This window comes from Pseudomonas corrugata, assembly GCF_050920615.1.
GTDB lineage: Bacteria > Pseudomonadota > Gammaproteobacteria > Pseudomonadales > Pseudomonadaceae > Aquipseudomonas > Aquipseudomonas corrugata.
Genome location: NZ_CP130434.1, coordinates 5839303 through 5863762 on the forward strand (window position 1 = coordinate 5839303; position 24460 = coordinate 5863762).

General features: G+C 61.7%; 23 protein-coding genes and 2 pseudogenes. 13 read left to right on the forward strand and 12 right to left on the reverse strand.

Annotation, left to right across the window (positions count from 1 at the left end; genetic code table 11):
• Positions 1-110: 110 nt before the first annotated feature.
• The gene (locus QZH45_RS26105; RefSeq protein WP_024780325.1) at positions 111-1361 is read left to right on the forward strand and encodes an MFS transporter; all 1251 of its coding nucleotides are present in this window, start codon (positions 111-113) and stop codon (positions 1359-1361) included.
• Here QZH45_RS26105 and QZH45_RS26110 read toward each other — a convergent pair.
• The 3 genes from QZH45_RS26110 to QZH45_RS26120 are packed head-to-tail and all read right to left on the reverse strand — an operon-like array spanning position 1339 to position 5047.
• The gene (locus QZH45_RS26110; protein ID WP_024780324.1) at positions 1339-3540 is read right to left on the reverse strand and encodes a xanthine dehydrogenase family protein molybdopterin-binding subunit; all 2202 of its coding nucleotides are present in this window, start codon (positions 3538-3540) and stop codon (positions 1339-1341) included. The two genes, QZH45_RS26105 and QZH45_RS26110, sit on opposite strands and share 23 nt — an antisense overlap.
• On the reverse strand, positions 3537-4526 hold the full coding sequence (locus QZH45_RS26115) for an FAD binding domain-containing protein (protein ID WP_055135903.1): 990 nt from the start codon (positions 4524-4526) through the stop codon (positions 3537-3539). The genes QZH45_RS26110 and QZH45_RS26115 overlap by 4 nt, the downstream gene beginning before the upstream one ends.
• Positions 4523-5047, reverse strand: a complete 525-nt coding sequence (locus QZH45_RS26120) for a (2Fe-2S)-binding protein (RefSeq protein ID WP_055135902.1) — start codon at positions 5045-5047, stop codon at positions 4523-4525. Before QZH45_RS26120 ends, QZH45_RS26115 begins: the two co-directional genes overlap by 4 nt.
• 202 nt (positions 5048-5249) lie before the next feature.
• Here QZH45_RS26120 and QZH45_RS26125 point away from each other — a divergent pair.
• The 3 genes and pseudogenes from QZH45_RS26125 to QZH45_RS26135 all read left to right on the forward strand — a co-directional run.
• Positions 5250-5384: pseudogene (locus QZH45_RS26125) on the forward strand (type II toxin-antitoxin system RelE/ParE family toxin); the annotation flags it as partial.
• A 159-nt stretch (positions 5385-5543) separates the two neighbouring features.
• Positions 5544-5686 (forward strand): annotated as a pseudogene (locus tag QZH45_RS26130) (type II toxin-antitoxin system RelE/ParE family toxin); the annotation flags it as partial.
• Positions 5687-5700: 14 nt separating this feature from the next.
• On the forward strand, positions 5701-5988 hold the full coding sequence (locus QZH45_RS26135; RefSeq protein WP_024780321.1) for a HigA family addiction module antitoxin: 288 nt from the start codon (positions 5701-5703) through the stop codon (positions 5986-5988).
• Between the two features lie 6 nt (positions 5989-5994).
• Here the strand turns inward: QZH45_RS26135 and QZH45_RS26140 are convergent, their stop codons facing one another.
• Entirely contained in the window at positions 5995-6561 is a 567-nt protein-coding gene (locus tag QZH45_RS26140) for a DJ-1 family glyoxalase III (protein ID WP_024780320.1), read from the reverse strand.
• A gap of 148 nt (positions 6562-6709) precedes the next feature.
• A complete protein-coding gene (locus tag QZH45_RS26145) occupies positions 6710-7153 on the reverse strand; it encodes a DUF4879 domain-containing protein (protein WP_053191321.1) in 444 nt (147 codons plus the stop codon).
• Positions 7154-7367: 214 nt separating this feature from the next.
• On the opposite strand from QZH45_RS26145, the gene QZH45_RS26150 reads away from it, so the two are divergent.
• The 4 genes from QZH45_RS26150 (at position 7368) to QZH45_RS26165 (ending at position 11343) form a co-directional block, all read left to right on the forward strand.
• Positions 7368-8663: an NCS2 family permease gene (locus QZH45_RS26150; protein ID WP_055135900.1), complete on the forward strand. Its 1296-nt coding sequence runs from the start codon at positions 7368-7370 to the stop codon at positions 8661-8663.
• Entirely contained in the window at positions 8660-9739 is a 1080-nt protein-coding gene (gene trmA / locus QZH45_RS26155) for a tRNA (uridine(54)-C5)-methyltransferase TrmA (protein WP_024780317.1), read from the forward strand. The genes QZH45_RS26150 and trmA overlap by 4 nt, the downstream gene beginning before the upstream one ends.
• A gap of 306 nt (positions 9740-10045) precedes the next feature.
• Positions 10046-10486 carry a type II 3-dehydroquinate dehydratase gene (gene aroQ / locus QZH45_RS26160; RefSeq protein ID WP_024780316.1) on the forward strand — a complete coding sequence of 147 codons (441 nt, stop codon included), beginning with the start codon at positions 10046-10048 and terminating at the stop codon, positions 10484-10486.
• A 5-nt stretch (positions 10487-10491) separates the two neighbouring features.
• Positions 10492-11343 (forward strand): shikimate dehydrogenase, encoded by an 852-nt coding sequence (locus QZH45_RS26165; protein ID WP_024780315.1) that lies wholly within the window; start codon positions 10492-10494, stop codon positions 11341-11343.
• 104 nt (positions 11344-11447) lie between these two features.
• On the opposite strand, the gene QZH45_RS26170 is transcribed toward QZH45_RS26165, so the two are convergent.
• Together QZH45_RS26170 and quiC are read right to left on the reverse strand one after the other, a co-directional pair.
• On the reverse strand, positions 11448-12125 hold the full coding sequence (locus QZH45_RS26170; protein ID WP_024780314.1) for a TetR family transcriptional regulator: 678 nt from the start codon (positions 12123-12125) through the stop codon (positions 11448-11450).
• A 102-nt stretch (positions 12126-12227) separates the two neighbouring features.
• Positions 12228-14129, reverse strand: a complete 1902-nt coding sequence (gene quiC / locus QZH45_RS26175) for a 3-dehydroshikimate dehydratase QuiC (RefSeq protein WP_055135899.1) — start codon at positions 14127-14129, stop codon at positions 12228-12230.
• A gap of 274 nt (positions 14130-14403) precedes the next feature.
• Between quiC and QZH45_RS26180 the strand changes: the two genes are divergently transcribed.
• Positions 14404-15741: an MFS transporter gene (locus QZH45_RS26180; RefSeq protein WP_055135898.1), complete on the forward strand. Its 1338-nt coding sequence runs from the start codon at positions 14404-14406 to the stop codon at positions 15739-15741.
• Positions 15742-15897: 156 nt separating this feature from the next.
• Here the strand turns inward: QZH45_RS26180 and QZH45_RS26185 are convergent, their stop codons facing one another.
• The gene (locus QZH45_RS26185) at positions 15898-16776 is read right to left on the reverse strand and encodes a DMT family transporter (RefSeq protein WP_024780311.1); all 879 of its coding nucleotides are present in this window, start codon (positions 16774-16776) and stop codon (positions 15898-15900) included.
• A 37-nt stretch (positions 16777-16813) separates the two neighbouring features.
• Positions 16814-17590, reverse strand: coding sequence for an IclR family transcriptional regulator (locus tag QZH45_RS26190; RefSeq protein ID WP_055135897.1), 777 nt, complete (start codon positions 17588-17590; stop codon positions 16814-16816).
• A 219-nt stretch (positions 17591-17809) separates the two neighbouring features.
• On the opposite strand from QZH45_RS26190, the gene ypfJ reads away from it, so the two are divergent.
• Positions 17810-18691 (forward strand): KPN_02809 family neutral zinc metallopeptidase, encoded by an 882-nt coding sequence (gene ypfJ / locus QZH45_RS26195; RefSeq protein ID WP_024780309.1) that lies wholly within the window; start codon positions 17810-17812, stop codon positions 18689-18691.
• A complete protein-coding gene (locus QZH45_RS26200; RefSeq protein WP_055135896.1) occupies positions 18692-19639 on the forward strand; it encodes a hypothetical protein in 948 nt (315 codons plus the stop codon).
• 122 nt (positions 19640-19761) lie between these two features.
• On the opposite strand, the gene QZH45_RS26205 is transcribed toward QZH45_RS26200, so the two are convergent.
• From QZH45_RS26205 to QZH45_RS26215, 3 genes are all read right to left on the reverse strand, one after another.
• Positions 19762-20355: an HAD family hydrolase gene (locus QZH45_RS26205; protein ID WP_053191336.1), complete on the reverse strand. Its 594-nt coding sequence runs from the start codon at positions 20353-20355 to the stop codon at positions 19762-19764.
• Complete coding sequence (tesB, locus tag QZH45_RS26210; protein ID WP_024780306.1) at positions 20352-21221, reverse strand: acyl-CoA thioesterase II; 870 nt, start codon at positions 21219-21221, stop codon at positions 20352-20354. Before tesB ends, QZH45_RS26205 begins: the two co-directional genes overlap by 4 nt.
• A 94-nt stretch (positions 21222-21315) precedes the next feature.
• The gene (locus QZH45_RS26215; RefSeq protein WP_055135895.1) at positions 21316-21885 is read right to left on the reverse strand and encodes a GNAT family N-acetyltransferase; all 570 of its coding nucleotides are present in this window, start codon (positions 21883-21885) and stop codon (positions 21316-21318) included.
• A gap of 122 nt (positions 21886-22007) precedes the next feature.
• Here QZH45_RS26215 and QZH45_RS26220 point away from each other — a divergent pair, with 122 nt between their 5' ends.
• Both QZH45_RS26220 and QZH45_RS26225 read left to right on the forward strand, forming a co-directional pair.
• Entirely contained in the window at positions 22008-22928 is a 921-nt protein-coding gene (locus QZH45_RS26220) for a histone deacetylase family protein (RefSeq protein WP_024780304.1), read from the forward strand.
• Positions 22929-23208: 280 nt separating this feature from the next.
• A complete protein-coding gene (locus QZH45_RS26225; RefSeq protein ID WP_055135894.1) occupies positions 23209-24444 on the forward strand; it encodes a TIGR03862 family flavoprotein in 1236 nt (411 codons plus the stop codon).
• Positions 24445-24460 lie beyond the last annotated feature (16 nt).

The following is a 24460-nucleotide window of genomic DNA, read 5'->3' on the forward strand; positions in this document are numbered from 1 at the left end:
CGGTGCTCCACCCATAGATCGATGTTTGGCTAACTATTTTTCCGCTGGTCGCAACTTCCAATTACAGCTCGGTGATAATCTCGTTGCCTTCATCAGTGGATCCGTCATCGATGCCCAGCCAAGCGCCAACGCTGCTCCGTCACCACCGCCCCTTCATCGCCTTCTGGCTGGCCCGGATCTTCACCGCCAGCGGCTTTCAGATGCTCACTGTGGCCATCGGCTGGAACCTCTACCAACTGACCGGCAACGTACTGGACCTGGGCCTTGTCGGGCTGGTGGAATTCGCGCCGCGAGTGTTGTTCATGTTGCACACCGGGCATGTAGCGGACCGCTATGACCGGCGCAAGGTCGCTGCGATCTGCCAATCGTTGCAGGCGATGATTGCCCTGGCGCTGGTCCTCGGCAGCGCCACCGACCAAGTCACCCGCGAGATGATCTTCATCCTCGCCTTCCTGCTCGGTGCCGCCCGCTCCTTTGAAATGCCGACCACCCAGGCACTGTTGCCAAGCATAGTGCCCTCCGCGCTGTTCCCTCGTGCCGTGGCCGCCGCGCAATCGGCCCAGCAATCGGCGACCATCGTCGCCCCGGCCCTCGGCGGCTTGCTGTATGCCTTCGGCAGCGTCTGGGTCTACGGACCGACCGTAGTGCTCTACCTCATCGCCTGCTGCCTGATGCTCAACCTGCCCGCTCGCCAGACGCCGCTGAACAAAGGCAAGGCGACCCTGGACTCACTGCTGGCCGGGATCCGCTTCATCCGCAGCCGCCCGGACATTCTCGGCGCCATTTCCCTGGATCTGTTTGCGGTACTGCTGGGCGGCGCGACGGCACTGCTGCCGGTATTCGCCAAGGACATCCTGCTCACCGGTCCCTGGGGCCTTGGCCTGTTACGCTCGGCTCCGGCGGTGGGAGCCCTGCTGATGTCGCTGTGGCTGGCGCGGTTCGCCGTGGAGCGCAACGTGGGCCGGGTGATGTTCACCGCCGTGGGTGTGTTCGGCGTCGCCACTATTGCGTTCGGCCTCTCCACGTCGTTCTGGTTTTCCCTGGCGGTGCTAGTGGTGCTGGGGGCGGCGGACATGATCAGCATGGTGATCCGCGCGTCCTTCGTGCAGTTGGAAACTCCGGATGAAATGCGCGGCCGGGTCAGCGCGGTGAACGGGCTGTTCATTGGTGCCTCGAACCAGTTGGGCGAGTTCGAATCCGGCCTGACCGCCCACTGGTTCGGCACGGTGCCGGCGGTGGTCATGGGCGGTGTCGGCACGCTGCTGGTGACCGGGGCCTGGATCAAACTATTCCCGACCCTGGCCAATCGCGACCGGATGCATGAGCCGATGGACGACGCTAAAGCAACTTATCCAGGGTGATGGGGAAATCCCGGATCCGCTTGCCGGTGGCGTGATAAATCGCATTGGCCACGGCCGCCGCCACGCCGACGATACCGATTTCACCGACACCCTTGGAGCCCAGCGCATTCACAATTTCGTCCTGTTCCTCGACGAAAACCACATCGATGTCACCGATATCGGCGTTCACCGGCACGTGGTACTCGGCCAGGTTGTGGTTCATGTGGCGACCCAGGGCATGGTCGGTCAGGGTCTCTTCATGCAACGCCATGCCGACGCCCCAGACCACGCCACCGAGGATCTGGCTGCGGGCCGTTTTCGGGTTGATCACCCTGCCTGCCGCAATGGCACTGACCACCCGATTGACCTTCACCGTCCCCAAGTCCTCGTCCACCCAGACTTCGACGAACACCGCCGAATGCGTGGCGGTGGCATAGGCCTGGCGCTTCTTATCCGGCTCGGCGGTCACCTGGACCTGTAACGGCGTTTCACCGCTGTTTCGCGCCAGCTCCGCCAACGACACGCAGGCATCGCCCAGGCGCAACTGACCGTCGGCCAACGTCACCAGCTCAAGGGTCGCGCCGCTGAAGGCCGGACAGGTCTGCCGGGCCACGGCCAGCAGTTTTTCCTTCAGGGCTTCACACGCCTGTTGCACCGCGGTGCCCACCGACGAGACGGTGAACGAGCCGCCTTGCAGCGGCGCGGTAGGCAGGGACGAATCGCCCAGGATGAAACTGACGTTTTCCAGGGCAACCCCTGACGCCTCGGCGGCGATCTGAGTCATGACCGTGTAGGTGCCGGTACCAATGTCCGTGGTGGCGCTGCTGACGGTCAGCTTGCCATCAGCCGCCAGCGAAGCCTGTGCGCTGGCCTTCTGCTGCATCGCTTCCCAGACGCCGCCCGCCATACCCCAGCCCACCAGTTGCCGGCCTGTGCGCATGCTGCGTGGCTCCGGATTGCGCTTGTCCCAGCCGAAACGCCGGGCGCCCTCGGCATAGCACTCGCGTAACGCCTTGCTGGAGTAAGGTTTGCCTTCGTTCTCGTTACGCTCGGCATAGTTGATCAACCGTAACTGGAGCGGATCGATCGCCAGGGCACAGGCCAGCTCGTCCATGGCGCATTCCAGGCCGATCAGCCCGAGCGCAGCGCCGGGCGCTCGCATGTCCAGCGGCGTGTAGACATCCAACGGCACCAGTTTGTAGGCCAGCTCCACGTTGTCGCAGTGATAGAGCATGCCGCTCCACTCCACCACGTGCTCGGTGAAGTCTTCGAAGCGCGAGGTCTGGCCGATGGCGGTGTGCGCCACGGCCAGCAACCGTCCATTGGCCGCAGCGCCCAATTGCAGGCGCTGAAAGGTCCTCGGCCGGTAACCGAAGGTAAACATTTGCTGCCGCGTCAGGCTGACCCGTATCGAGCGCTTGAGCGCCAGCGCGGCCATCACCGCCAGGGGTAGTTGGTATTGCGGCCTCAGCCCGGAGCCGAAGGCACCACCGACAAACGCGGCGAACACGCGCACCTGTTCTTTGTCGAGCCCGAACACCTTTTGCACGTAGGCCTGGCAGTTTTGCGTGCCCTGGGTCTTGTCATGGATGTGCAGGCTGCCGTCAGGTTGGTACAGCACAGTGCTGGCGTGGGGCTCCATCGGGTTGTGATGCTCCACGGGGGTGCTGTAAGACACATCCACATTGATCGCGGAACTGGCGTATTCACCCTGAAAATTCCCACGGGGCTTGGGCAGTTCGGCCGGTGCCGCATGGGCTTCGTTTTGCAGGATGGTCAGATCGGTCTGATGGTCTTGGGCTTCATATTCGATTTCAATGAGTGAACCGGCGTAACGGGCCAGTTCGAGATTTTCCGCAACCACCAGGGCCAGCGGCTGGCCACTGTAGAGCACCTGGTCGTTGTACAACGGCCGGAACGGCGAACCGTCCGCTGCATCGGCATCCTGGTAGGGCTCGTCATAGCTGGCGATTCTGGGCCGATTGGTATGGTCGATCACCGCGACCACGCCGGGCAGCGCCAGGGCTCGGGAGGCATCGATGCGCACTACGCGGCCACGGGCGAGGGTGCCGGACACGATGCTGCCGTGCAGCAAGCCTTCCTCGGGGTACTCGCCCGCATAACGGGCCTGGCCTGTCACCTTGAGCAGACCATCGACCCGGTCCAGCGGCTGTCCTATGGGTTTGTTCGGAGCATTCATCTGGCGTGTCCTCCCAGTGCGGCATCGCTCAAGGCGCGAATGATCGCCCGACGTGCCAGCCTGACCTTGAAGCCGTTGTGTGCCAACGGCTCGGCATGCTGCAACAGCGCATCGGCGGCAGCCGTGAAGGTTTCGCGGCTGACGGTCTCGCCCGCCAGCCAACTCTCCACGGCCCGGTCGCGCCAGGGTTTGTGGGCCACGCCGCCCAGGGTCAGGCGCGCCTGGCGGATGACCGGCCCGTCCAGCTCCAGCGCCGCCGCCACGGATACCAGCGCAAACGCGTAGGAAGCCCGGTCCCGAATCTTCAGGTAATGGCTGTGTTCGGCAAAATCGGCGGCAGGCAACTCGATGGCGGTGATCAGTTCGTCATCGGCCAGTTGGTTGTCCCGCTCCGGTGCATCTCCGGGCAGACGGTGGAAGTCGGCGAACTCGATGGTCCGCGCACCACCCCGACCGAGGACATGAACCACTGCCTCGAGGGCGGCCAGTGCGACACACATGTCGGAAGGGTGGGTCGCCACGCAATGATCGCTGGCGCCGAAAATCGCATGGATCCGGTTCAAACCGTCCCGCGCCGGACAACCACTGCCGGGCCGGCGCTTGTTGCAGGGCACGTTGGCGTCATAGAAGTAATAACAGCGGGTGCGTTGCAACAGGTTGCCGCCGGTGCTGGCCATGTTGCGCAGCTGCGGTGAGGCACCCGCCAGGATCGCCTGGGATAACAGCGGATAACGACGCTCGATCCACGGATGCCAGGCCAGATCGGCATTGCTCACCAAGGCGCCGATCATCACGCCGCCGGAAGGCGTTTCACTGAGGTCCGCCAAGGGCAATCCGGTTATGTCGATCAAGTGTGCGGGCCGGGTGAGGTTTTCTTTCATCAGGTCCAGCAGGTTGGTACCGCCGGCGATGAAGCGTGACGAGGGGCTCGACAAGTCGATGGCCGCCTGAACGGTGTCGGGCTTGCTGTAGTGGAAGGGGTTCATTGGTCATCCCCCTGCTGCTGGCACAGCGGCAACGCCTCTTCGATCGCGTCACGGATGTTGTTGTAGGCGCCGCATCGGCACAGATTGCCACTCATCAGTTCGCTGATCTGTCCGCTCGTCTGCGCCCTCCCCTCGTTGACCAGCCCCACCGCCGAACAGACCTGTCCAGGCGTGCAATAGCCGCACTGGAAAGCGTCGTGCCTGATGAACGCCTGCTGCATGGGATGCAGTCGGTCACCGTCGGCCAAGCTTTCAATGGTGGTCAGCTCGACGCCGTCGCACATCACCGCCAGGGTCAGGCAGGCATTGATGCGCTTGCCATCGCGCAACACCGTACAGGCACCGCATTGGCCGTGATCACAACCTTTCTTGCTGCCCACCAGATCCAGTTGCTCGCGCAACAAGTCCAGCAGCGTGGTCCAGGGCAACACCTGCAACTCATGCAATTGCCCATTGAGTGTCAGACGGATCGGGTGGCGGACGAAGGACGCCTGCGTCGCTTCGGACAGGGTCGCGCTCATGGAACACCTCACGGTTGGTCGTACACGCGGCGTTTTGGAAAACCGCCGTCATAAGGGGTACGACTTCGGGGTGAGGTGAGTGTTCAAGGTAATTGCACAGACCAAGGACAAGCACCAACATTGCGCGACGCATAAATTTGTCGGCCATGTGCGGTATATAGATACCGCACCGAGTGTAATGTATCGCCTTACACTCTTTTCCCTGATTAAATCCTTCCAGCACAAAGGTCTTCGCATTTTCTATGAAACGGGTTCGACTCGTGGCATCCGGGCCGACCATGGAAAGCGCCTGGCTCGCATGCTTCAGTTCATGGACAGGGCGACCGCACCGAACGACCTAGTGTCCTGTTTCGCAAATACGTTCTTTTTTGACGAGTGGCTGTTGTCGTCAGGCAAGGCGCCGCGACGAGTCATAGCCCCGCTATGGCGAGGAACGGCAACGCAGCATGACGGCAACAGACACCGTCAAAAAAAGCAGTATTTGTGATACAGGACACTCGATATCCCGGGATGGCGCCTGCACCCACTCAGGGGAGAACTGGCTGATACTGGTCCCTGAGCGTTTCGGGAAATTGGCGAATCATTTTTCGTTTTATCGGATCGGATATCGAACTGGTCGATTATCTGGATTACCACTGACAGGAGGCTGGAAAATGCCCATGCACAACCCGCCACACCCTGGCGAAACGCTGTTGATGGACGTACTGCCCGAATTGGGTATCACCGTCACCGAGCTGGCACGGCACCTTGGCTTCGCCCGGCCTCATCTCTCTCGGGTGTTGCATGGCCATGCACCTGTCAGCCCGGATCTGGCTGTTCGCCTGGAACGGGCAGGGATCGGGAAGGCCAGGGTCTGGTTGGGGGTTCAGACCGACTACGACTTATGGCAAGCCGAACAGCGCGAACAACCTGTTATTGAACCTTTCCCACAGCACGCCTGACGTCTGTCAGGCCAGCAACTCCGCCGCCACCACAGCCCGCACGCCTTTGCCACTGAGCTGTTCCACCAGCGTCAAGGCAAACGCCAGGGCGGCCGCCGAGCTCTGGGCGGTGATGCAGTTGCCGTCCACCACCACGGGTTGATCGACGAAACTGCACCCGGACAATTGCTGGCTGACGGCGGGCAGGCACGTCATGCGCCGCTGACGCAGGACGCCGAAAGCCTGCAGCGCCAATGCCGGCGCTTCGGCAATGGCGGCGAAGAAACGTCCGGTGGCAGCCTGATCCTTGATCAACTGTTGCAGGGGCTGATGAGCCGCCAGGTGCTGGGCACCGACAATGCCACCGGGCAGGACGATCAGGTCGAAGTCCTGCACGAGCATATCCACCAACATGCCATCGGCCGTCAGGCGTGTACCGCGGGCACAGGTCAGCATCCGTCGCCCTTCGATACTCGCCACGACCACTTCGACCTGCGCCCGGCGCAGCACATCGATCAGGGTGACGGCCTGCAAGTCGTCGACCCCTTCGGCAACGACGATCAGGGCCCTGGGGATCTTGGTTCCAGGATTCATGGCGACTCTCCGCTGAGTGATTACTGGAAGCCTAGTAGGAGCTGCCAAAGGCTGCGATCTTTGATTTTGATCTTCCGCTCGGGACTCGACCGGCCGGGGAAAGATCGCAGCCTCGCTTCGCTCGACAGCTCCTACAGAGCCAGGCGGGCTATTTGATGTACAACTGGGTCGACATGCGATTGCCTGGGGCGTTGATCGACGTATTGCTGAAATTGAAGGTGCCTTCCTGCTTGCCCTTCAGGTCGAAGATATACAGATAGCCGACCACTTTGGTTCGGATGGAACAATCATTGAGATTGCCATTGCTGAACGCACACACCGGCGAACGGGTGCCGTCGACTTCGAAACCGTCGAGCGTGACATGGGGCTGGTGGCCGTAGCCAACCTCCAGCACGTAGACCTTGATATTCGGGCCTCGGTGGTCACATCGGGTCTGTGCCTGGCCTTCGGTAATGTCTTCAAAGCCACAGGCCGGCGACTCGACCTTGAGCACCTTGACCTGGCTCAAGGGAGGAGCCGATGCGGCATTGACGATCTGTCCGGGCAACCACAAGGCCACTGCGCATGCCACTGTCAGCAGATTTCTTTTCATGCGACACCTAATCGACCTCCGGGAACCGCGCGCAGTATGGCCCTCTTTTTGCTTCGATAAAACATCGACGACGATCGCAGTCACATCGCCACGCTGCTGGTATGATGCGCGGCTTTTTCCGACCCGCAGAAAACTCCCGGACGCCATTGGCCGTCTGTGCTTTGCTGTTGAGGTCGATACATTCACGGCGCCCGGCGCGCCACGGGGAGCAGACATGCTGGAAAGGCTGTTTCAACTCAAGGCACACAACACCAACGTGCGGACCGAGATCCTGGCGGGCATCACGACATTCCTGGCCATGGCCTACATTCTATTCGTCAACCCGAGCATCCTCGGCGAAACCGGCATGGACAAGGGCGCGGTGTTCGTCGCTACCTGCCTGGCGGCAGCCATCGGCTCCACGGTCATGGGCCTGATCGCCAACTACCCGATCGCCCTCGCCCCGGGCATGGGCCTGAACGCCTTCTTTACCTACACCGTGGTTCTGCACATGGGCCATACCTGGCAAGTGGCGCTGGGTGCGGTGTTCATCTCAGCCGTGCTGTTCTTCCTGTTGTCGATCTTTCGCATCCGCGAGTGGATCATCAACAGCATCCCCCTGCCCCTGCGCTCGGCCATTGCCGCCGGCATCGGCCTGTTCCTGGCGCTGATCGCCCTGGGCAACGCCGGCATCGTGGTAAAGAACCCGGCCACCATGGTCGGCCTTGGCGACTTGAAGCAACCGGCGCCGATTCTCGCCACGCTCGGTTTCGTCCTGATCGTCGCCCTCGAAGCACTGAAAGTGCGCGGAGCAGTGCTGATCGGCATTCTCGCGGTCACCATCGTTTCGATCCTGATGGGCTTCACTCCGTTCGGCGGCGTGATGTCGATGCCGCCATCCCTGGCCCCGACCTTCCTGCAACTGGACATCAAGGGCGCCCTGGACATCGGCCTGGTCAGCGTGATCTTCGCCTTCCTCTTCGTCGACCTGTTCGACAACTCCGGCACCCTGATCGGCGTCGCCAAGCGCGCCGGGCTGATGGGCAAGGACGGCCACATGCCGAAGATGGGCCGTGCGCTGGTCGCCGACAGCACCGCCGCCATGGCCGGTTCGCTGCTGGGCACCTCCACCACCACCAGCTACATCGAATCGGCAGCGGGTGTCAGCGCCGGTGGCCGCACCGGGTTGACCGCCATCGTCGTGGCGATCCTGTTCCTGCTGGCGCTGTTCTTCTCCCCGCTGGCCGCCAGCGTGCCAGCCTTTGCCACTGCCCCAGCCTTGCTGTTCGTGGCCGTGCTGATGACGTCGGGCCTGGCGGAGATCGACTGGGACGACATCACCGTCGCCGCCCCGGTCGTGATTACCGCACTGGCTATGCCGTTCACCTACTCCATCGCCAACGGCATTGCCTTCGGTTTCATCGCCTGGACCGCCATCAAGCTGGTGTCCGGTCGCGGCCGTGAGCTGAACCCGGCGCTGGTCATCCTGTCGATTCTGTTCGTGATCAAGTTGGGTTGGTTCAACGCATGACTTTTGATACCCAGGCCTACACCGCCCAGCTCCAGGACAAGGTCGCCCGCCTGCGCGACCTGCTGGCCCCGTTCGATGCACCGGAACCGGCCGTGTTCGACTCGCCGCTGCAGAACTTCCGTCTGCGCGCCGAATTCCGTCTCTGGCGCGAGGCCGGTGAACGGCATTACGCGATGTTCTCCCAGGACGACAAGCGCACGCCGATCCTCATCGAAACGTTTCCCATCGCCAGCCTGCGCATCAACCAGTTGATGCCGCAGCTCAAGGCCGCCTGGCAGGCCAGTGCGCCCCTGAGCCACAAGTTGTTCCAGGTCGAGTTCCTGACCACCCTGGCGGGCGATGCGATGATCACCCTGTGTTATCACCGCCCACTGGATGAGCACTGGCACGCAGCGGCCTCGAAGCTGGCGAGCGACCTGGGCATCAGCATCATTGGTCGCTCCAAGGGCAAGCGGGAAGTGATCGGCCACGACTACGTGGTAGAAAAACTGGACGTGGGCGGTCGCACCTTCAGCTATCGCCAGCCGGAAGGCGCTTTCACCCAGCCCAACGGCACCGTGAACCAGAAAATGCTCAACTGGGCTTATGACGCCTTGGGCGATCGCAGCGACGATCTGCTGGAGTTGTACTGCGGCAACGGTAACTTCACCCTGCCCTTGGCGACCCGTGTGCGCAAAGTACTGGCCACCGAAATCAGCAAGACTTCGGTGAACGCAGCGCTGAGTAACCTCAGTGAAAACGCCGTGGACAACGTAACGCTGGTGCGCCTGTCGGCCGAAGAACTGACCGAAGCCTTGAACGAAGTCCGGCCGTTCCGCCGTCTGCACGGCATCGACCTGAAAAGCTATGCATTCGGCAGCGTCTTCGTCGATCCGCCCCGCGCCGGGATGGACCCGGATACCTGCGAGCTGACCCGGCGTTTCGACAACATCCTGTACATCTCCTGCAACCCTGAAACCCTCGCCGCGAACATCGCACAACTGCACGACACCCACCGCATCACGCGCTGCGCGTTATTCGATCAGTTTCCATGGACCCATCACATGGAATCCGGGGTGTTGCTGACCCGGCGTTGAGCCAATGCCTGTGGCGAGGGGATTTATCCCCGCTGAACGCTGTAGGAGCTGGCGAAGCCTGCGATCTTTTGATCCTGATCTTTCCCTTTCAAACCCATTGGCAGTGAAAAGATCGCAGCCTCGCTTCGCTCGACAGCTCCTACAGGGCCCAGCGAGAGCAAAGCTCCCTCGTCTCTGTGTCCGATCATCGAACACTTATTAGCCAACAACAGCGGCTTCGTTTGACCAAATTAACTATCTAGTACAATTTATCTCCACCGGCTGAAATCCGACCGAAGCCAACAATAACAATGTGGAGAAATTGCAATGCCTCCGATCGTTCTGGTGCTGAACGGCCCGAACCTGAACCTGCTCGGCACCCGAGAGCCCGCCACCTACGGCCATGAAACCCTGGCGGATATCTCGGCGCTGTGCGGCCGCGCCGCTGAAGAACTCGGCCTGGCGATGGAATTTCGCCAGACCAACCAGGAAAGCGAGTTGCTGGACTGGATTCATGGCGCCCGCGGCCGATGTGCCGGCATCGTGATCAACCCGGCGGCCTGGACACACACGTCGGTAGCGATCCGCGATGCATTGGTCGCCAGCGAAGTTCCGGTGATCGAAGTCCACCTGTCCAATGTTCATGCCCGGGAAACGTTTCGCCACCACTCCTTCGTTTCGTCCGTCGCCATCGGTGTGATGTGCGGCTTTGGCAGCCATGGCTATCGCCTGGCCCTGGAACATTTCAGTCAGCGGTTGAAAGGTTGAAGCGCATGTCGAATAGCACCGTACTGGCCGGCCTGATCGGCGCAGGCATCCAGGCGTCTCGCACGCCCGCGCTCCATGAGCATGAGGGGGATGCCCAAGGCATGCGCTATCTCTACCGCTTGATCGATCTTGATGCGTTGAAACTCGACAGCAGTGCCTTGCCCGATCTGCTAACGGCTGCCGAGCACATGAACTTCACCGGCCTGAACATCACCTTCCCCTGCAAACAGGCGATCATCCCGCTTCTGGATGACCTCTCCAGCGAAGCCCGCGGCATTGGCGCGGTGAATACCGTTGTGTTCAAGGACGGCAAGCGCATCGGCCACAACACCGACTGCCTCGGGTTTGCCGAGGGTTTTCGCCGCGGCCTGGGGGAAGTCTTGCGTCGATCTGTGGTGCAGATGGGCGCCGGAGGTGCCGGCGCAGCGGTTGCCCACGCGCTGCTGGCAGAAGGTGTCCAGACGCTGAGCATTTTTGACGTCGAGTTCAGCCGTGCCGAAGCCCTGGCAAACAATCTTAACCAGCACTTCGGCGCCGGCCGCGCCCGTGCCGGGCACGATTTGCCCACCGCCATGGCCGAGGCGAACGGCCTGGTCAACACCACGCCGATGGGCATGGCGAAACTACCCGGCATGCCGGTTCCGGTCGAATTGCTGCGGGGCGAACTGTGGGTCGCCGAGATCGTCTATTTCCCGCTGGAGACCGAACTGTTGCGCAACGCCCGGGCCCTGGGTTGCCGCACGCTGGATGGCGGCAACATGGCGGTGTTCCAGGCTGTGAAAGCGTTCGAATTGTTCAGTGGCATGGCGCCGGATGCGCAGCGGATGCTGGAGCATTTCCAAAGCATGAATCACTGAAGACCCTGTGGGAGCGAGCCTGCTCGCGAAGCGGTGTGTCAGTCACTTTTGTTTCGACTGACACACCGTCTCGCGAGCAGGCTCGCTCCCACAAGGGTTTGCACTCAGGCTTGCAGATACCGCAACACCGACTCGCAAATCATCTGGCGATGACGCTGCTTGATCGCCTCGTCCGACAGATCGATCTGAAAAATCTCGCCGAAGGTGTGACGGTTGGACACCCGGTGGAAACAGAACGAACTGATCAGCAGATGCACATCCTGGGGTTCGAGGCCGGCGCGGAACACGCCTTCTTCGGCGCCGCGACGCAGGATCAGGTCCAGGGCGTCGAGGATGCTGCTGTTCATCGCCTTGATCACGCCTGATTGCTTGACGTACTCGGCGTTGTGGATGTTCTCGATAGAGACGATGCGCACGAAATCCACATTGCGGTCGTGGTGGTCGAAGGTGAACTCCACCAGGCGCCGGATCGCATCGACCGGAGCCAACTCCGCCAGGTGCAGGCGGCTCTCGGTGCTGCGGATATCACCGTAGAGTTTTTCCAGCACCTCGATGTACAACTGCTCCTTGCTGTTGAAGTAGTAGTAGATCATCCGCTTGGACGTGTGGATGCGCTCAGCGATGGCATCGACCCGGGCGCCGGCCAGGCCCTGCTGCACAAACTCGACGATGGCTTCCTGAAGAATGTTTTCCCGGGTCTTCTCCGGGTTGTTCTTGCGACTCTTGCGCGGCGCGACGAGAGGCTCGTCGAGGGCGTCGGACAGTTCTGGATTCATAGTCATTGCGGGCTCACGGCCATCACTGCACAAGCTGGCGATTATGGGCTGGCCCGTGCAGTGAAGGAAGGCACAGGATTACCGTTTTACTGCCGCGTTACGATTTCCCTACAACTTGGCGTGCCGCAAGCCACCGCTGCGGGACTTGGCCATGGCCGCCAGTCGCACCGCGACGTTGGCCGCGCCATACCCGGCATAGCCGCCCTTGCGCTGGATGATTTCAAAGAAAAATCGCCCTTCGAACGGCTCAGTGTAGACATGAAACAGTTCACCACCCTGTGCGTCGCGGTCGTACAGCACATTGAAATACGCCAGTTCGCTGAGAAACTCATCGTCGAAATCGAAGCGTGCCGCCAGGTCGTCGTAATAGTTGAGCGGAATATCGAGCAACGGCACGCCGGCCTCCTTGGCGCGGCTGACCTGGGCGAAGATGTCATCGCAGTCGAAGGCGATGTGATGCACGCCGGAACCGCGATAGCTCGACAGCGCGTGAGAGATCGCAGTGTTGCGGTTTTCGGAAATGTTCAGGGGCAACCGGATCGAACTGCAGCGACTGCGCAGGGCCCGACTCTTCACCAGGCCATAAGGATCGGGCAACACCACTTCGTCATCGGCTTCGAAATCCAGCAGGCTCTTGTAGAACAGCACCCAACTGTCGAGGCTGTCGGCCGGCAGCGCCATTGCCATATGGTCGATACGCTTGAGCCCGGCCCCGATGACCGCACCCGGTTGCAGGTTGAAATCCGTTCCGTAGACATCCGCCTGCTGGTCCACCAGGTAGATCAGGCTGCCGTCCGGTGCGCGCACCGCCGCCAGCTCCAATTCGTTGGGCCCCACCAGGCCGCGATAGGGCTGCCCCTTGTAATCCACGGCCCGTTTAAGGGCACTGGCACTGTCTTTTACCCGCACCGCGGTGGCGCATAGCGACGGTCCGTGGGCTTCGAAGAAGCTGTGGGCAAAGGAGTATGGCTCGCAGTTGAGGATCAAATTGATATCGCCCTGGCGCAGCAGGCTCACATTCTTGGAGCGATGCTGGCCGGCCTTGACGAACCCCAACCTTTGCAGCCAGTGGGACAGCTTGGCGCCGAGGTTATCGTCCACGGCAAATTCAAGAAACTCGATGCCGTCATAGTCGCTGGCCGACGGTGGGGCAAACAGGCTATCGAGGTTGTCCACCTGCGCAGCTTCCGCGGCCAGGCGCTGGCGGGTCTTCTCCTCCAGGTACAGCAACGAACGCAGGCCATCGGCGGCATTGGCCCGTGGCGGCGCGGCCCGGAAACCGTCGTTGAAGATCTCCAGCGACAGTGGCCCGGTATAACCACTCTTGATGATCGGCGCCAGGAAGCCCGGCAGGTCGAATTCCCCCTGCCCCGGGAAACAACGGAAATGCCGGCTCCACTCCAGCACGTCCATCGCCAGGATCGGCGCATCGGCCATCTGCACGAAGAAAATCTTTTCGCCTGGGATCTCGGCAATGGCACTCGGATCGCCCTTGAGGGACAAGGTATGAAAGCTGTCGAGCAAGACGCCCAGGCTGGGGTGATCAGCCTGGCGCACAATGTTCCAGACCTGTTGATAAGTGTTCACGTGCCGCCCCCAGGCCAGCGCCTCGTAACCGATGCGCAAGCCCCGCGCGCCGGCCCGCTCGGCCAATAGCCGCAGGTCCTCCACCAGAATCCGCTCATCGCCCAGGCTGTCGGCCGAGGCGTTGCTGCACACCAGCACCAGGTCGGTGCCGAGTTCCTGCATCAGGTCGAATTTGCGCTCGGCGCGCTCCAGGTTGCGGGTCAGGCGATCACGGCGGCAACCTTCGAAGTCACGAAACGGCTGGAACAGTGTGATCGCGATCCCCAGATCAGCGCACATCTGCCGGATTTCCCGAGGGCTGCCGTCGTAATAGAGCAGGTCGTTCTCGAAGATCTCTACCCCGTCGAAACCGGCGGCGGCAATGGCTTCGAGCTTTTCCGGCAGGGTACCGCTCAAGGATACGGTGGCAATGGAACGCTGCATGGGTTCGGCTCCCGGGACAGACATCGGCTACAGAAGGTTCGCCGCTTTTGAAAGAATGGAGAGATTATTGAGGTGCCAACGCCTTTCAGCAATTCAATATGTACCATTCAGTTAGTTTTTTGGGCGATTATCGAACAGAATGCCCTGGGGCGAATTGACGACTTTTCCCTCCACTGCGCACCATCGGCTCCACATTGCTGCAGGCCAAAAGCGCCGACATCAATGGATGAAACCCAGATCACCCCATAAAAATTTCAAAAACGGGCACACACCTATGAACCCTTCCCAAAGTTCCCCCCTGACCCCGGGCATGGGCGTCACGACCGGCGGTGTCGGCGACAAGATCCGCGGCGCCCTGGCTGTGGGCAAGACCCGTTGGGGCATGCTCGCGCTGGTGTTTTTCGCCACCACGCTGAACTACATCGACCGCGCTGCCCTGGGCGTGATGCAACCCATCCTGGCCAAGGAAATGAGCTGGACGGCGATGGATTACGCCAACATCAACTTCTGGTTTCAGGTCGGCTATGCGGTCGGCTTCATACTGCAGGGCCGATTGATCGACCGGATCGGCGTCAAGCGCGTGTTCTTCTTCGCCGTGCTGCTCTGGAGCCTGGCGACCGGCGCCCATGGCCTGGCGACTTCCGCGGCGGGCTTCATGATCTGCCGTTTCATCCTGGGCCTCACCGAAGCCGCCAACTACCCCGCCTGTGTGAAGACCACCCGACTGTGGTTCCCGGCGGGTGAACGGGCCGTGGCAACCGGCATCTTCAACGCCGGGACCAACGTCGGCGCCATGTTCACACCCATGCTGCTGCCGCTGGTCCTGCAAGTGTGGGGCTGGCAGGCTGCGTTCCTGTGCATGGCTGCATTGGGCGGGATCTGGCTACTGTTCTGGGGCCTGAAATACTTCAACCCCGAAGACCACCCCAGCGTCAAACAGTCGGAACTGGACTACATCCAGCGTGAAAGCGAACCGGACCAGGCCCGCGTGCCCTTCTCCCGCATCCTGCGCATGCGCGGTACCTGGGCGTTCGCCCTGGCCTACTCGATCACGGCGCCGGTGTTCTGGTTCTACCTCTACTGGTTGCCACCGTTTCTGAACCAGCAATACAGCCTGGGCATCAACGTGACGCAGATGGGCATCCCGCTGATCATCATCTACCTCAGCGCCGACTTCGGTAGCGTGGGTGGCGGTATCCTGTCTTCGTTCCTGATCGGCCGCGGGCTGGATCCGATCAAGGCTCGGCTGGTCTCCATGCTGCTGTTCGCCTGCTGTATTGTCGGCGTGATCATGGCCGCCGGTGCCAGCAACCTGTGGATGGCGGTGTTCGCCATTTCCCTGGCCATCGGCGCGCATCAGGCCTGGACTGCCAACATCTGGAGCCTGGTGATGGACTACACGCCCAAGCACATGATGAGCACGGTGTTCGGCTTCGGCGGCATGTGCGCGGCCATCGGCGGGATGTTCATGACCCAACTGGTGGGACACATCCTGACGGTGACCCATAACAACTACACCGTACTGTTCACCCTGATCCCGGCGATGTACTTCATTGCTCTGATCTGGCTTTACCTCATGTCGCCGCGCAAGGTTCCGACGCTGGAAAACTGATTCACGCGGTGAAGAGAGATCCCAGAGAAATCTGTGGGAGCAAAGCCTGTGGGAGCAAAGCTTGCTCGCGACGAAGGCACCTCGATTTACAGATCGTGTTTCCGCTCATCGCGAGCAAGCTTTGCTCCCACAAGCCCACCTCGCCACAGGTCCGTGTCATCTGCGCCGCTGCTGCCACGCGGCAGCCAACCCACTGAGACAGATCAGCACAATACCCAGCACCGTGGTCAGGGTCGGTGTGTGGCTGAACAGCAACCAACCCAGCAGGCCGGCGAACACGATCTGGCAATAGCTGAAGGGAGCCAGTAATGCCGGAGCGGCAACGCGGAAAGCCTGGGTCAGCATCAGGTGCGCCGTCATCCCACAGGCCCCCAGCGCCAGCATCATCGCCCCGTGCAACAGGCTCGGTACGTGCCAGAAGAACGGCACCAACGCGCTCATCACCAACGTGTTGCACAGACCGGCGAAAAAGTTGCTGGTGGTGGGACTGTCGATTTCGCTGAGCTTGCGCGTGAGCAATTGATAAAAACAGAAAAACAGCGCCGAACAGAACGGCAACAGCACGGCTGGTGTGAACAGGTCGCCACCGGGATGGACAATGATCAGCACGCCGATGAAGCCGAAAATCACCGCCACCCACTGCCCGCGTGTCACCCGTTCGCCCAGCAGAGGTACCGACAAAGCGGTGACCAGCACGGGTGCCAGGAAGTTGACCGCAGTCGCCTCGGCCAACGGGATGTACAGCAACGACGTGGTGAAAAACAGACTGGTGCCCAACAGGCACAAGGCCCGCGCCAACTGCCAGAACGGACGCTTCGTGCGCAGCACCCGCAGCCCCGAGCGCGGCAGGAAGATGCCGGCCATCAGCAGGGTATGCACCACATAGCGGGCCCACACCACCATGATGATCGGATAGAAACCCGAGAGGTATTTCGACAGCGCGTCATGGCTGGAAAACAGGAACGTCGCGAAGACAATCAACAGGATGCCCTTGAAGGCCTGATTGACACCGGAAAGCGGGGTGCTGACAGTCATGTGGTGATCCTGATTGAAAGGCCAATATCTGCAAGTATCAGTCGAACAGTTCCGACGCCTGGCTCGCTTGCGACAACTCTTCGGCAAACGTCAGCAAGGTCGGGGCCAATTCATGCAACCGCGCCCGCGTCATTCGCGCACTGGGCCCGGCAACGCTGAGTACGCCGACGATCCGGCTGTCCAGCGGATGTCGCACCACGGCGGCAATGGCCGAAGTGCCGACCGCCGAGCTTTCCTCGACACAGGCATACCCCTGCTCGCGGGCAGTGCGAAGGTACTCGAGCAGTTCATGGGTGCTGTGGGGCGCGTTTGGCCCTACGTCGGCGGGCACCTGCGCAGCCTGGCGCTCGACCAGCGCCAGCGCCTCGGCATCGCTCATGCACGCCAGCCAGGCATGGCCCGACGCCGTGTAGAACAGCGGCGTCTCGCGCCCCATGTCCGGGTCGTAGCGCAAACCGGACCGCGCCCCTTGGGACTTGGCGATCCAGGTCTGGCGTTCCCCTTCGATGACCCCCAGGCGCACCAGCTCACCCGTTTCCCGGGCCAGACGGTCCAGCACCGGCTGCACGATGTCGGCACCACTGCGCGAGAGATAGCGAAACCCCAAGGCGATCAGCCGGGTAGACATGTGATAGCGCAGGTTCTCGGGGTTCTGGCGCACGTAGCCCAGGCGCATCAGCTCGGCGAGCAAGCGGTGAGTGGCGCTTTTGGGGATCTGCAGTTGTTCGGCCAGCCCTTGGAGTGGCCAGCCGCGAGGTTCGCTGGCGAGACACTCCAAGACATCGAAAACCCGTTCAATTTGACTTCCAGCCATGGGGCATCCTGATTAAGCAGCCAATTCCAGAATATTCGGAGTCTAATGCAAATTCTGGAACCGAATACAGTATTCATCCATCGATGAACCAAAACCTTCAGCCATTGCCTGAAAGCTTCAGGAAGGGCATGCACCCAGGCCTCAAAAACCGCGCTTGCCACTGGCAGCATCCACACTCAACGGCAACACTGTCCACACGGTCAATCAGAGGACTCCCACATGCTATGGAAAAAAGGTCGCCGCAGTGACAACGTGGTGGACGCCCGTGGTGACGGCGGCGGTGGCGGGATGCGCTTTGGCGGTGGCAAGGGACTGAGCCTGACGGCCATTCTCCTGATTGTCGGCATCGGCTGGATCACCGGTCAGGATCCGATGCAGATCCTCGGGCAACTGGCCGGGCAGATGGATCAGTCCGCACCGACCTCGTCTCAAACCCGCCAGGCGCCACCGGCCAACGATGAGCAGGCCGAGTTCGTACGTTCGATCCTCGGTGATACCGAAGACACCTGGGGCCAGGTCTTCCAGCAGGCCGGACGCCAGTACCAGCAACCCAAACTGGTGCTGTTCAGCGGTCGGGTCAACTCGGCATGCGGCCTCGCCTCATCGGCAACCGGCCCGTTCTATTGCCCGGCGGATCGGCAGGTCTACCTGGACATGAGTTTCTTCAAGGAGATGTCCCAACGCTTCTCCGCCGCCGGGGACTTTGCCCAGGCCTATGTCATCGCCCATGAAGTCGGCCACCATGTGCAGACGTTGCTCGGCGTGTCGGCGAAAATCCAGGAGGCTCGCCAGCAAGGCCGGCAGATGGAAGGTGACGGCGGTTTGCTGGTGCGCCAGGAGTTGCAGGCCGATTGCCTGGCCGGCGTCTGGGCCAACCATGCACAGAAGCGCCTGAACTGGCTGGAGCCCGGAGATGTTGAAGAAGCCTTGAACGCCGCCAACGCCATCGGTGACGATCGCTTGCAGCAACAAGGCCAGGGGCGCGTGGTGCCGGACTCCTTCACCCACGGCACTTCGGCGCAGCGGGTGCGCTGGTTCAAGGCCGGGTTCGCCCAAGGCCAGGTCAACCAATGCGACACTTTCGCGGCGAAAAACCTGTAGATGAAATGGGCAGCATCAATCGCACTGGTACTGTGCGGCCTCTTCGCCCAGGCTGACGAACACGGTGTGAATACGGTGGCTGAGGGGCGGCTGCAGCTCAAAGGCGGCAGCATGGTCGTCGGGGTGAGCCCGCCCCCGACGTCTATCCAGCGCGTGCTGATCATCCTCCATGGACGCCTGCGCAATGCCGACACCGACCTGCATAGCGCCGAGAAAGCGGCCGGCCAGGCCGGACAGCTGGCCACCACGCTGATCATCGCCCCACAGTTTCTCAACGAGCAGGACGTCGCTCACCATCAACTCCCCAACGATCTGCTGCGCTGGCAAGGAAATGACTGGATGGCCGGTGGCTTATCCACAGGACCGAATCCGGTCAGTTCCTACCAGGTTCTCGACGACATCGTTGCGCGGGTCAGCGACCGGCAGCAGTTTCCCGACGTGAAGGAAATCGTCATCGCCGGTCATTCCGGCGGCGCCCAGGTGGTTCAGCGCTACGCCCTGCTTGCCCACGGGCAATATCGGATTGCCCCGCGCTTCGTCATTGCCAACCCATCGTCCTATGCCTATTTCGATGCACAGCGGCCCATGGCCTTCGACCCTGGCGGTTGCCCCGGTTTCAATCATTGGAAATACGGCCTGCACAACCTCCCCGCCTATGCCGCCGGGAAAACAGCCGCCCAGCTGGAGGAAAACTACATCAAGCACGATATCACCTACCTGCTCGGGCAGCAGGACGTCGACCCGGAGCACCCGGCACTGGATAAAAGCTGTGAGGCGCAGACCCAGGGGCCGTATCGGTTGCTGCGTGGGCATTTCTTCTTCGACTACTTGACCCGACGCCATCCAGAAGGATTGAACCAGCGGCTGATCGAAGTACCCGGCGTGGGGCATGATGGGGATGGGATGTTCAATTCGGCTGAGGGGCTGAAGGCCTTGTTTGGGCCGTAAAGGCCTCATCGCGAGCAGGCTCGCTCCCACAGGGGACGGTGTCGATTACATCATCAGCGTCCACAGAAGCCCCATTGTGTGCGAGCCTGCTCGCGATAGCGATCAAACTGCCGACCTGTCTCTCAAGCCGAAATCATCCGCCGCAACTCGCCACAATCCCGGGCGTGCCAATCCGTCAGCTCCGGCCACGGATTGTCCGGCAGGTTCACCAGCACGGTTCGCGCGCCCGCCGCACGGCCACAGTCCAGGTCGAAGCGGTAATCGCCGACCATGACCATGTCCGCCGGCGGCACGTTCCAGGCCTCGGCCAGTTTCAACAGACCACCCGGGTGCGGCTTGGGCGGTGCTTCGTCACGACCCAGCACGTCCTCCACGGCGAAACAATCGGCCAGGCCAATGGCCTCGAGCGTTACATGGGCCAGTTCCCGGGCGTTGCGGGTCAGGATCCCCAAGCGATAGCCACGCCCGGCCAAGTCACGTACCAGCTCGACCGCACCCGGTGCTGGCCTGGAGCCCAGCGCCAGGTCCCGCTCGTGCTCCAGCAGCCAGGCATGCTTGGCCGTGGCTTCATCAGCCGGCAATGCCGCCAGGTGGGTCAGGATGTCGTCTTCGGGCGGAATTGCCAGGGCCACGCGAATCGCCGCGAAATCATGCACGGCGACGGTCAGCGTGCCATCCATGTCGAAGACCCAGTGCCGTACATCAACCAGGTTCATGCCCAGTCCTTGCGATGCCGGATCAGGCCTTCCTGGGTCACCGAGGCCACCAGTTGTCCGGCGCGGTTGAACACGCTGCCACGGGAAAACCCACGGGAATTACCCGCCCAAGGGCTGTCCATGGCGTAGAGCAACCAGTCGTCGGCACGCAGGTCAGCATGGAACCACAAGGCGTGGTCGAGGCTGGCGACCTGCATGTCCTTCTGCCAGACCGATTTGCCATGGGGCAGCATCGAAGTAGTCAGCAGGCCGAAGTCCGAAGCGTAGGCCAGCAGGTACTTGTGCAGCGCCGGCGAATCCGCCAAGGCGCCATCGGCACGGAACCACACGTATTTGACCGGGTCGGCCGGTTGCGGGTTGTACGGGTCCTTTTCCGTGACCGGGCGCACCTCGATCGGCTTGGGGCACAGCAGTTTTTCCCGCATGTGCTCGGGCAACAGATGCGCCCGCTGCTGGGTCAGCTCCAGTTCGGAGGGCAGGTTTTCCGGTCCGACGACCTGGGGCATGGTGCTTTGGTGCTCGAAACCCTGTTCGTCGTACTGGAACGAAGCACTGCAGGTGAAGATCGGGTTTCCTTTCTGGATCGCCGTGACCCTGCGGGTGCTGAAGCTGCCGCCGTCACGCACCCTGTCCACCTGGTAGACCACTGGCAACGCCGCGTCGCCCGGACGCAGGAAATAGCCGTGCATCGAATGCACATGGCGCGCCTCTTCCACCGTCTGGCTGGCTGCCGATAACGACTGGCCCAGCACTTGACCGCCGAACAACTGGCGGAACCCCAGGTCCTGGCTGCGGCCGCGAAACAGATTTTCTTCGATCGGTTCCAGGGTCAGCAGGTCGACCAGATCTTCCAACACGTGGCTCATTCAGACTTCCTCACACAGCACACCGCGCAGTCTGCGCCGCGACGGTGGATCAATTGTTGCCCATTCTGGCGGGCAGTGTAGACGTCCGTGTCGGTTAACCGTGCAGGGTCTGCAGCCACTGCTCCCGGTTGATGCGATAGAGCACATGGTGACGCAATGGATGACCGACCGCGAGTTTTGGATGTTCGAAATCGTCAGCCGGGTCATGGTGCATGCCGATCGCCTGCATGACCTTTTGCGACGGCAGGTTGTCGGTGGAGGTGAATGCCACCACTTCGTCCAGCCCCAAGCGGTCAAACCCACAGCGCAACGCCGTCCAGGCAGCTTCGCTGGCATAACCCAGGCCCCAGTGCTCCCGGGACAGGCGCCAGCCGATCTCGACTGCTGGCGTGAAATGCGCGTCGAACCCCACCACACCCAAGCCGGTGAAACCGATAAAGGCACCGGTGTCCTTGCGCTCCAGGGCCCACAAGCCAAAACCATGTTCGGCAAAATGCCCGCGCACGCGCCCGATCAGCGCGGCGCTTTCAAGGCGGCTCAGGGGCACCGGCAAATAACGCATCACCTGCGGATCGGCAGACATGGCGGCAAATTCCGGCAAATCTTCATCGTGCCACTGCCGCATGAGCAGCCGCGCACTTTCCAGTTCCAGTATCGGCTCCATCTTCACTCCCTTTCCATGCCCGGTGGCCTGTACGGTGAATTTGAGTACACGAATTAGCCACACAGGCCACTAAAGTCTACATCGCTGGTAGGATCCATCACTCAATCACCGCTGAAAACACCATGCCGCTGCCGCTTATCTATCACGAAGACTACAGTCCCGAGTTCCCGGCGGAACACCGTTTCCCCATGGACAAATTCCGTCTGCTGCGCGACCACCTGGTGGACAGTGGGCTGACCCGCGACGCGGACCTGCTGCGCCCGTCGCTGTGCCCGCCCGAGGTCCTCGCCCTGGCCCACGACCGCAGCTATATCGAACGCTACATGAGCGGCGAGTTGTCCCGCGAAGACCAACGGCGGCTCGGCCTGCCCTGGAGCGAAGCCCTGGCCAGGCGAACGGTACGGGCCGTGGGCGGTTCGCTGCTGGCGGCCGAGCAGGCCCTCGAACATGGCCTGGCCTGTCATCTGGCCGGAGGCACCCACCATGCCCACTACGACCACCCTGCCGGTTTTTGCATTTTCAACGACCTGGCGGTGATCAGCCGTTATTTCCTCGCCAGCGGCCGCGTCTCGCGGGTGCTGATTTTCGACTGCGACGTACATCAGGGCGACGGTACCGCGCGAATACTCCATGACACCCCGGACGCAGTGACAGTTTCCTTGCACTGCGAAAAGAATTTTCCCGCACGCAAGGCCCAAAGCGACTGGGACATTCCGCTGCCGATGGGCATGGAAGACTCCGCGTATCTGCAGGTGGTGGACGATGCCCTCAACTATCTGTTGCCGCTCTACCAGCCTGATCTGGTGCTGTATGACGCGGGTGTCGACGTACACAAGGACGACGCCCTTGGTTACCTGAAACTGACAGACGAAGGGCTCGCCGCCCGGGATGAGAGCGTCATGCGCCATTGTCTCGGGCGTGACATCCCGGTGGTCGGGGTGATCGGCGGCGGCTACAGCAAGGATCGCAGGGCCCTGGCTCGACGCCACGGGATCCTGCATCACAGCGCACAAAAGGTCTGGACGTCATCAGGGTGTCATTGAAGCCTGGATGCGTTACCCACAATGCCTGTGGAGCGGCCTGTGGATAACCTGAGCGAAACGGCCTACAGGCTATACCGGGTATAGCTTGCAGAGGACTGGTTGTTTTTTGAGCACATTTCAGCAACACCCTCATCCCCTGTGGGAGCGAGCCTGCTCGCGATAGCGGTCCACCCTCCAACATTGATGTCGCTGATCCACCGCAATCGCGAGCAGGCTCGCTCCCACAGGATTTTCGTGCTGATAGAATGCCGCGCTTATTCCCATCTCTGCAGTCCACACCATGACCCAAGCTTCCAAGCCCTCCACTCCCCACGTCGCCATCATCGGCGGCGGCCCTGCCGGCTTGATGGCGGCCGAGGTGTTGAGCCAGGCCGGCATTCAGGTCGACCTGTACGACGGCATGCCCTCGGTGGGCAGGAAGTTCCTGCTGGCCGGCGTCGGTGGTATGAATATCACCCATTCGGAAGCCTTCCCGGCATTCCTGTCCCGCTACGCCGAACGGGCACCGAATCTAGCCCCATTGCTACGAGCATTCGGCGCGGACGAACTGTGTACATGGATTCACGGGCTGGGCATCGAAACCTTTGTCGGCAGCTCCGGGCGGGTATTTCCTACCGATATGAAAGCCGCTCCGCTGCTGCGTGCCTGGCTCAAGCGCCTGCGCGACGCCGGCGTGGCAATCCATACACGACATCGCTGGCTCGGCTGGAACTCCGACAACAGCCTGCGAATAGCTGGTCCGGAAGGTGAAAAAACGCTCCAGCCCGACGCCACGCTGCTGGCATTGGGCGGCGGCAGTTGGTCGCGCCTGGGCTCCGACGGCGCCTGGATGCTGGCGTTGGAACAGCGCTGCGTCGCCCTTGCGCCATTGCAGCCGAGTAACTGCGGCTTCGACGTGCAGGCCTGGAGCGACCTGATGATCAGCAGGTTCGCCGGCGCTGCGCTGAAAAACATCGCCATTGGCCTGAACGACGACGTCCCCCGTCTCGGCGAGTGTGTGATCACCGCCACCGGCATCGAAGGCAGCCTGATCTACGCCCTGTCGGCACCGATTCGCGAGGCCATCAATCGCCATGGCAGCGCGACGATCCATCTGGACCTGCTGCCGGGCCGGCCTGTGGATAAAGTTCTCCAGGCCTTGAGCAAGCCGCGCGGTTCACGCTCGATGGCCAAGCACCTGCACAGCCAGTTGGGGATCGATGGGGTCAAGGCGGCGTTGTTACGCGAGCTGACACCCGCCGACCGTTTCGCCGACCCGGCACGCCTGGCCCAGGCCATCAAGGCGTTGCCCATCACTCTGGTAAAGGCCCGCCCTCTGGATGAAGCCATCAGCAGCGCTGGTGGCGTGATGTTCGAAGCCATGGACGAAAGCCTGATGCTCAAGCGGATACCCGGCGTGTTCTGCGCGGGGGAAATGCTCGACTGGGAAGCACCGACCGGTGGTTATCTGCTGACGGCGTGCTTCGCCAGTGGGCGAGCGGCGGGGCTGGGGATGCTGGAGTTCTTAAGGCAGTAATCATTCCCACGCTCCG

Excerpts from the sequence above, each read along its gene's own strand:
- QZH45_RS26105 (WP_024780325.1), top strand. The coding sequence starts at position 111 with ATGCCCAGCCAAGCGCCAACGCTGCTCCGTCACCACCGCCCCTTCATC.
- QZH45_RS26110 (WP_024780324.1), bottom strand. The coding sequence starts at position 3,540 with ATGAATGCTCCGAACAAACCCATAGGACAGCCGCTGGACCGGGTCGAT.
- QZH45_RS26115 (WP_055135903.1), bottom strand. The coding sequence starts at position 4,526 with ATGAACCCCTTCCACTACAGCAAGCCCGACACCGTTCAGGCGGCCATC.
- QZH45_RS26120 (WP_055135902.1), bottom strand. The coding sequence starts at position 5,047 with ATGAGCGCGACCCTGTCCGAAGCGACGCAGGCGTCCTTCGTCCGCCAC.
- QZH45_RS26135 (WP_024780321.1), top strand. The coding sequence starts at position 5,701 with ATGCCCATGCACAACCCGCCACACCCTGGCGAAACGCTGTTGATGGAC.
- QZH45_RS26140 (WP_024780320.1), bottom strand. The coding sequence starts at position 6,561 with ATGAATCCTGGAACCAAGATCCCCAGGGCCCTGATCGTCGTTGCCGAA.
- QZH45_RS26145 (WP_053191321.1), bottom strand. The coding sequence starts at position 7,153 with ATGAAAAGAAATCTGCTGACAGTGGCATGCGCAGTGGCCTTGTGGTTG.
- QZH45_RS26150 (WP_055135900.1), top strand. The coding sequence starts at position 7,368 with ATGCTGGAAAGGCTGTTTCAACTCAAGGCACACAACACCAACGTGCGG.
- trmA (WP_024780317.1), top strand. The coding sequence starts at position 8,660 with ATGACTTTTGATACCCAGGCCTACACCGCCCAGCTCCAGGACAAGGTC.
- aroQ (WP_024780316.1), top strand. The coding sequence starts at position 10,046 with ATGCCTCCGATCGTTCTGGTGCTGAACGGCCCGAACCTGAACCTGCTC.
- QZH45_RS26165 (WP_024780315.1), top strand. The coding sequence starts at position 10,492 with ATGTCGAATAGCACCGTACTGGCCGGCCTGATCGGCGCAGGCATCCAG.
- QZH45_RS26170 (WP_024780314.1), bottom strand. The coding sequence starts at position 12,125 with ATGACTATGAATCCAGAACTGTCCGACGCCCTCGACGAGCCTCTCGTC.
- quiC (WP_055135899.1), bottom strand. The coding sequence starts at position 14,129 with ATGCAGCGTTCCATTGCCACCGTATCCTTGAGCGGTACCCTGCCGGAA.
- QZH45_RS26180 (WP_055135898.1), top strand. The coding sequence starts at position 14,404 with ATGAACCCTTCCCAAAGTTCCCCCCTGACCCCGGGCATGGGCGTCACG.
- QZH45_RS26185 (WP_024780311.1), bottom strand. The coding sequence starts at position 16,776 with ATGACTGTCAGCACCCCGCTTTCCGGTGTCAATCAGGCCTTCAAGGGC.
- QZH45_RS26190 (WP_055135897.1), bottom strand. The coding sequence starts at position 17,590 with ATGGCTGGAAGTCAAATTGAACGGGTTTTCGATGTCTTGGAGTGTCTC.
- ypfJ (WP_024780309.1), top strand. The coding sequence starts at position 17,810 with ATGCTATGGAAAAAAGGTCGCCGCAGTGACAACGTGGTGGACGCCCGT.
- QZH45_RS26200 (WP_055135896.1), top strand. The coding sequence starts at position 18,692 with ATGAAATGGGCAGCATCAATCGCACTGGTACTGTGCGGCCTCTTCGCC.
- QZH45_RS26205 (WP_053191336.1), bottom strand. The coding sequence starts at position 20,355 with ATGAACCTGGTTGATGTACGGCACTGGGTCTTCGACATGGATGGCACG.
- tesB (WP_024780306.1), bottom strand. The coding sequence starts at position 21,221 with ATGAGCCACGTGTTGGAAGATCTGGTCGACCTGCTGACCCTGGAACCG.
- QZH45_RS26215 (WP_055135895.1), bottom strand. The coding sequence starts at position 21,885 with ATGGAGCCGATACTGGAACTGGAAAGTGCGCGGCTGCTCATGCGGCAG.
- QZH45_RS26220 (WP_024780304.1), top strand. The coding sequence starts at position 22,008 with ATGCCGCTGCCGCTTATCTATCACGAAGACTACAGTCCCGAGTTCCCG.
- QZH45_RS26225 (WP_055135894.1), top strand. The coding sequence starts at position 23,209 with ATGACCCAAGCTTCCAAGCCCTCCACTCCCCACGTCGCCATCATCGGC.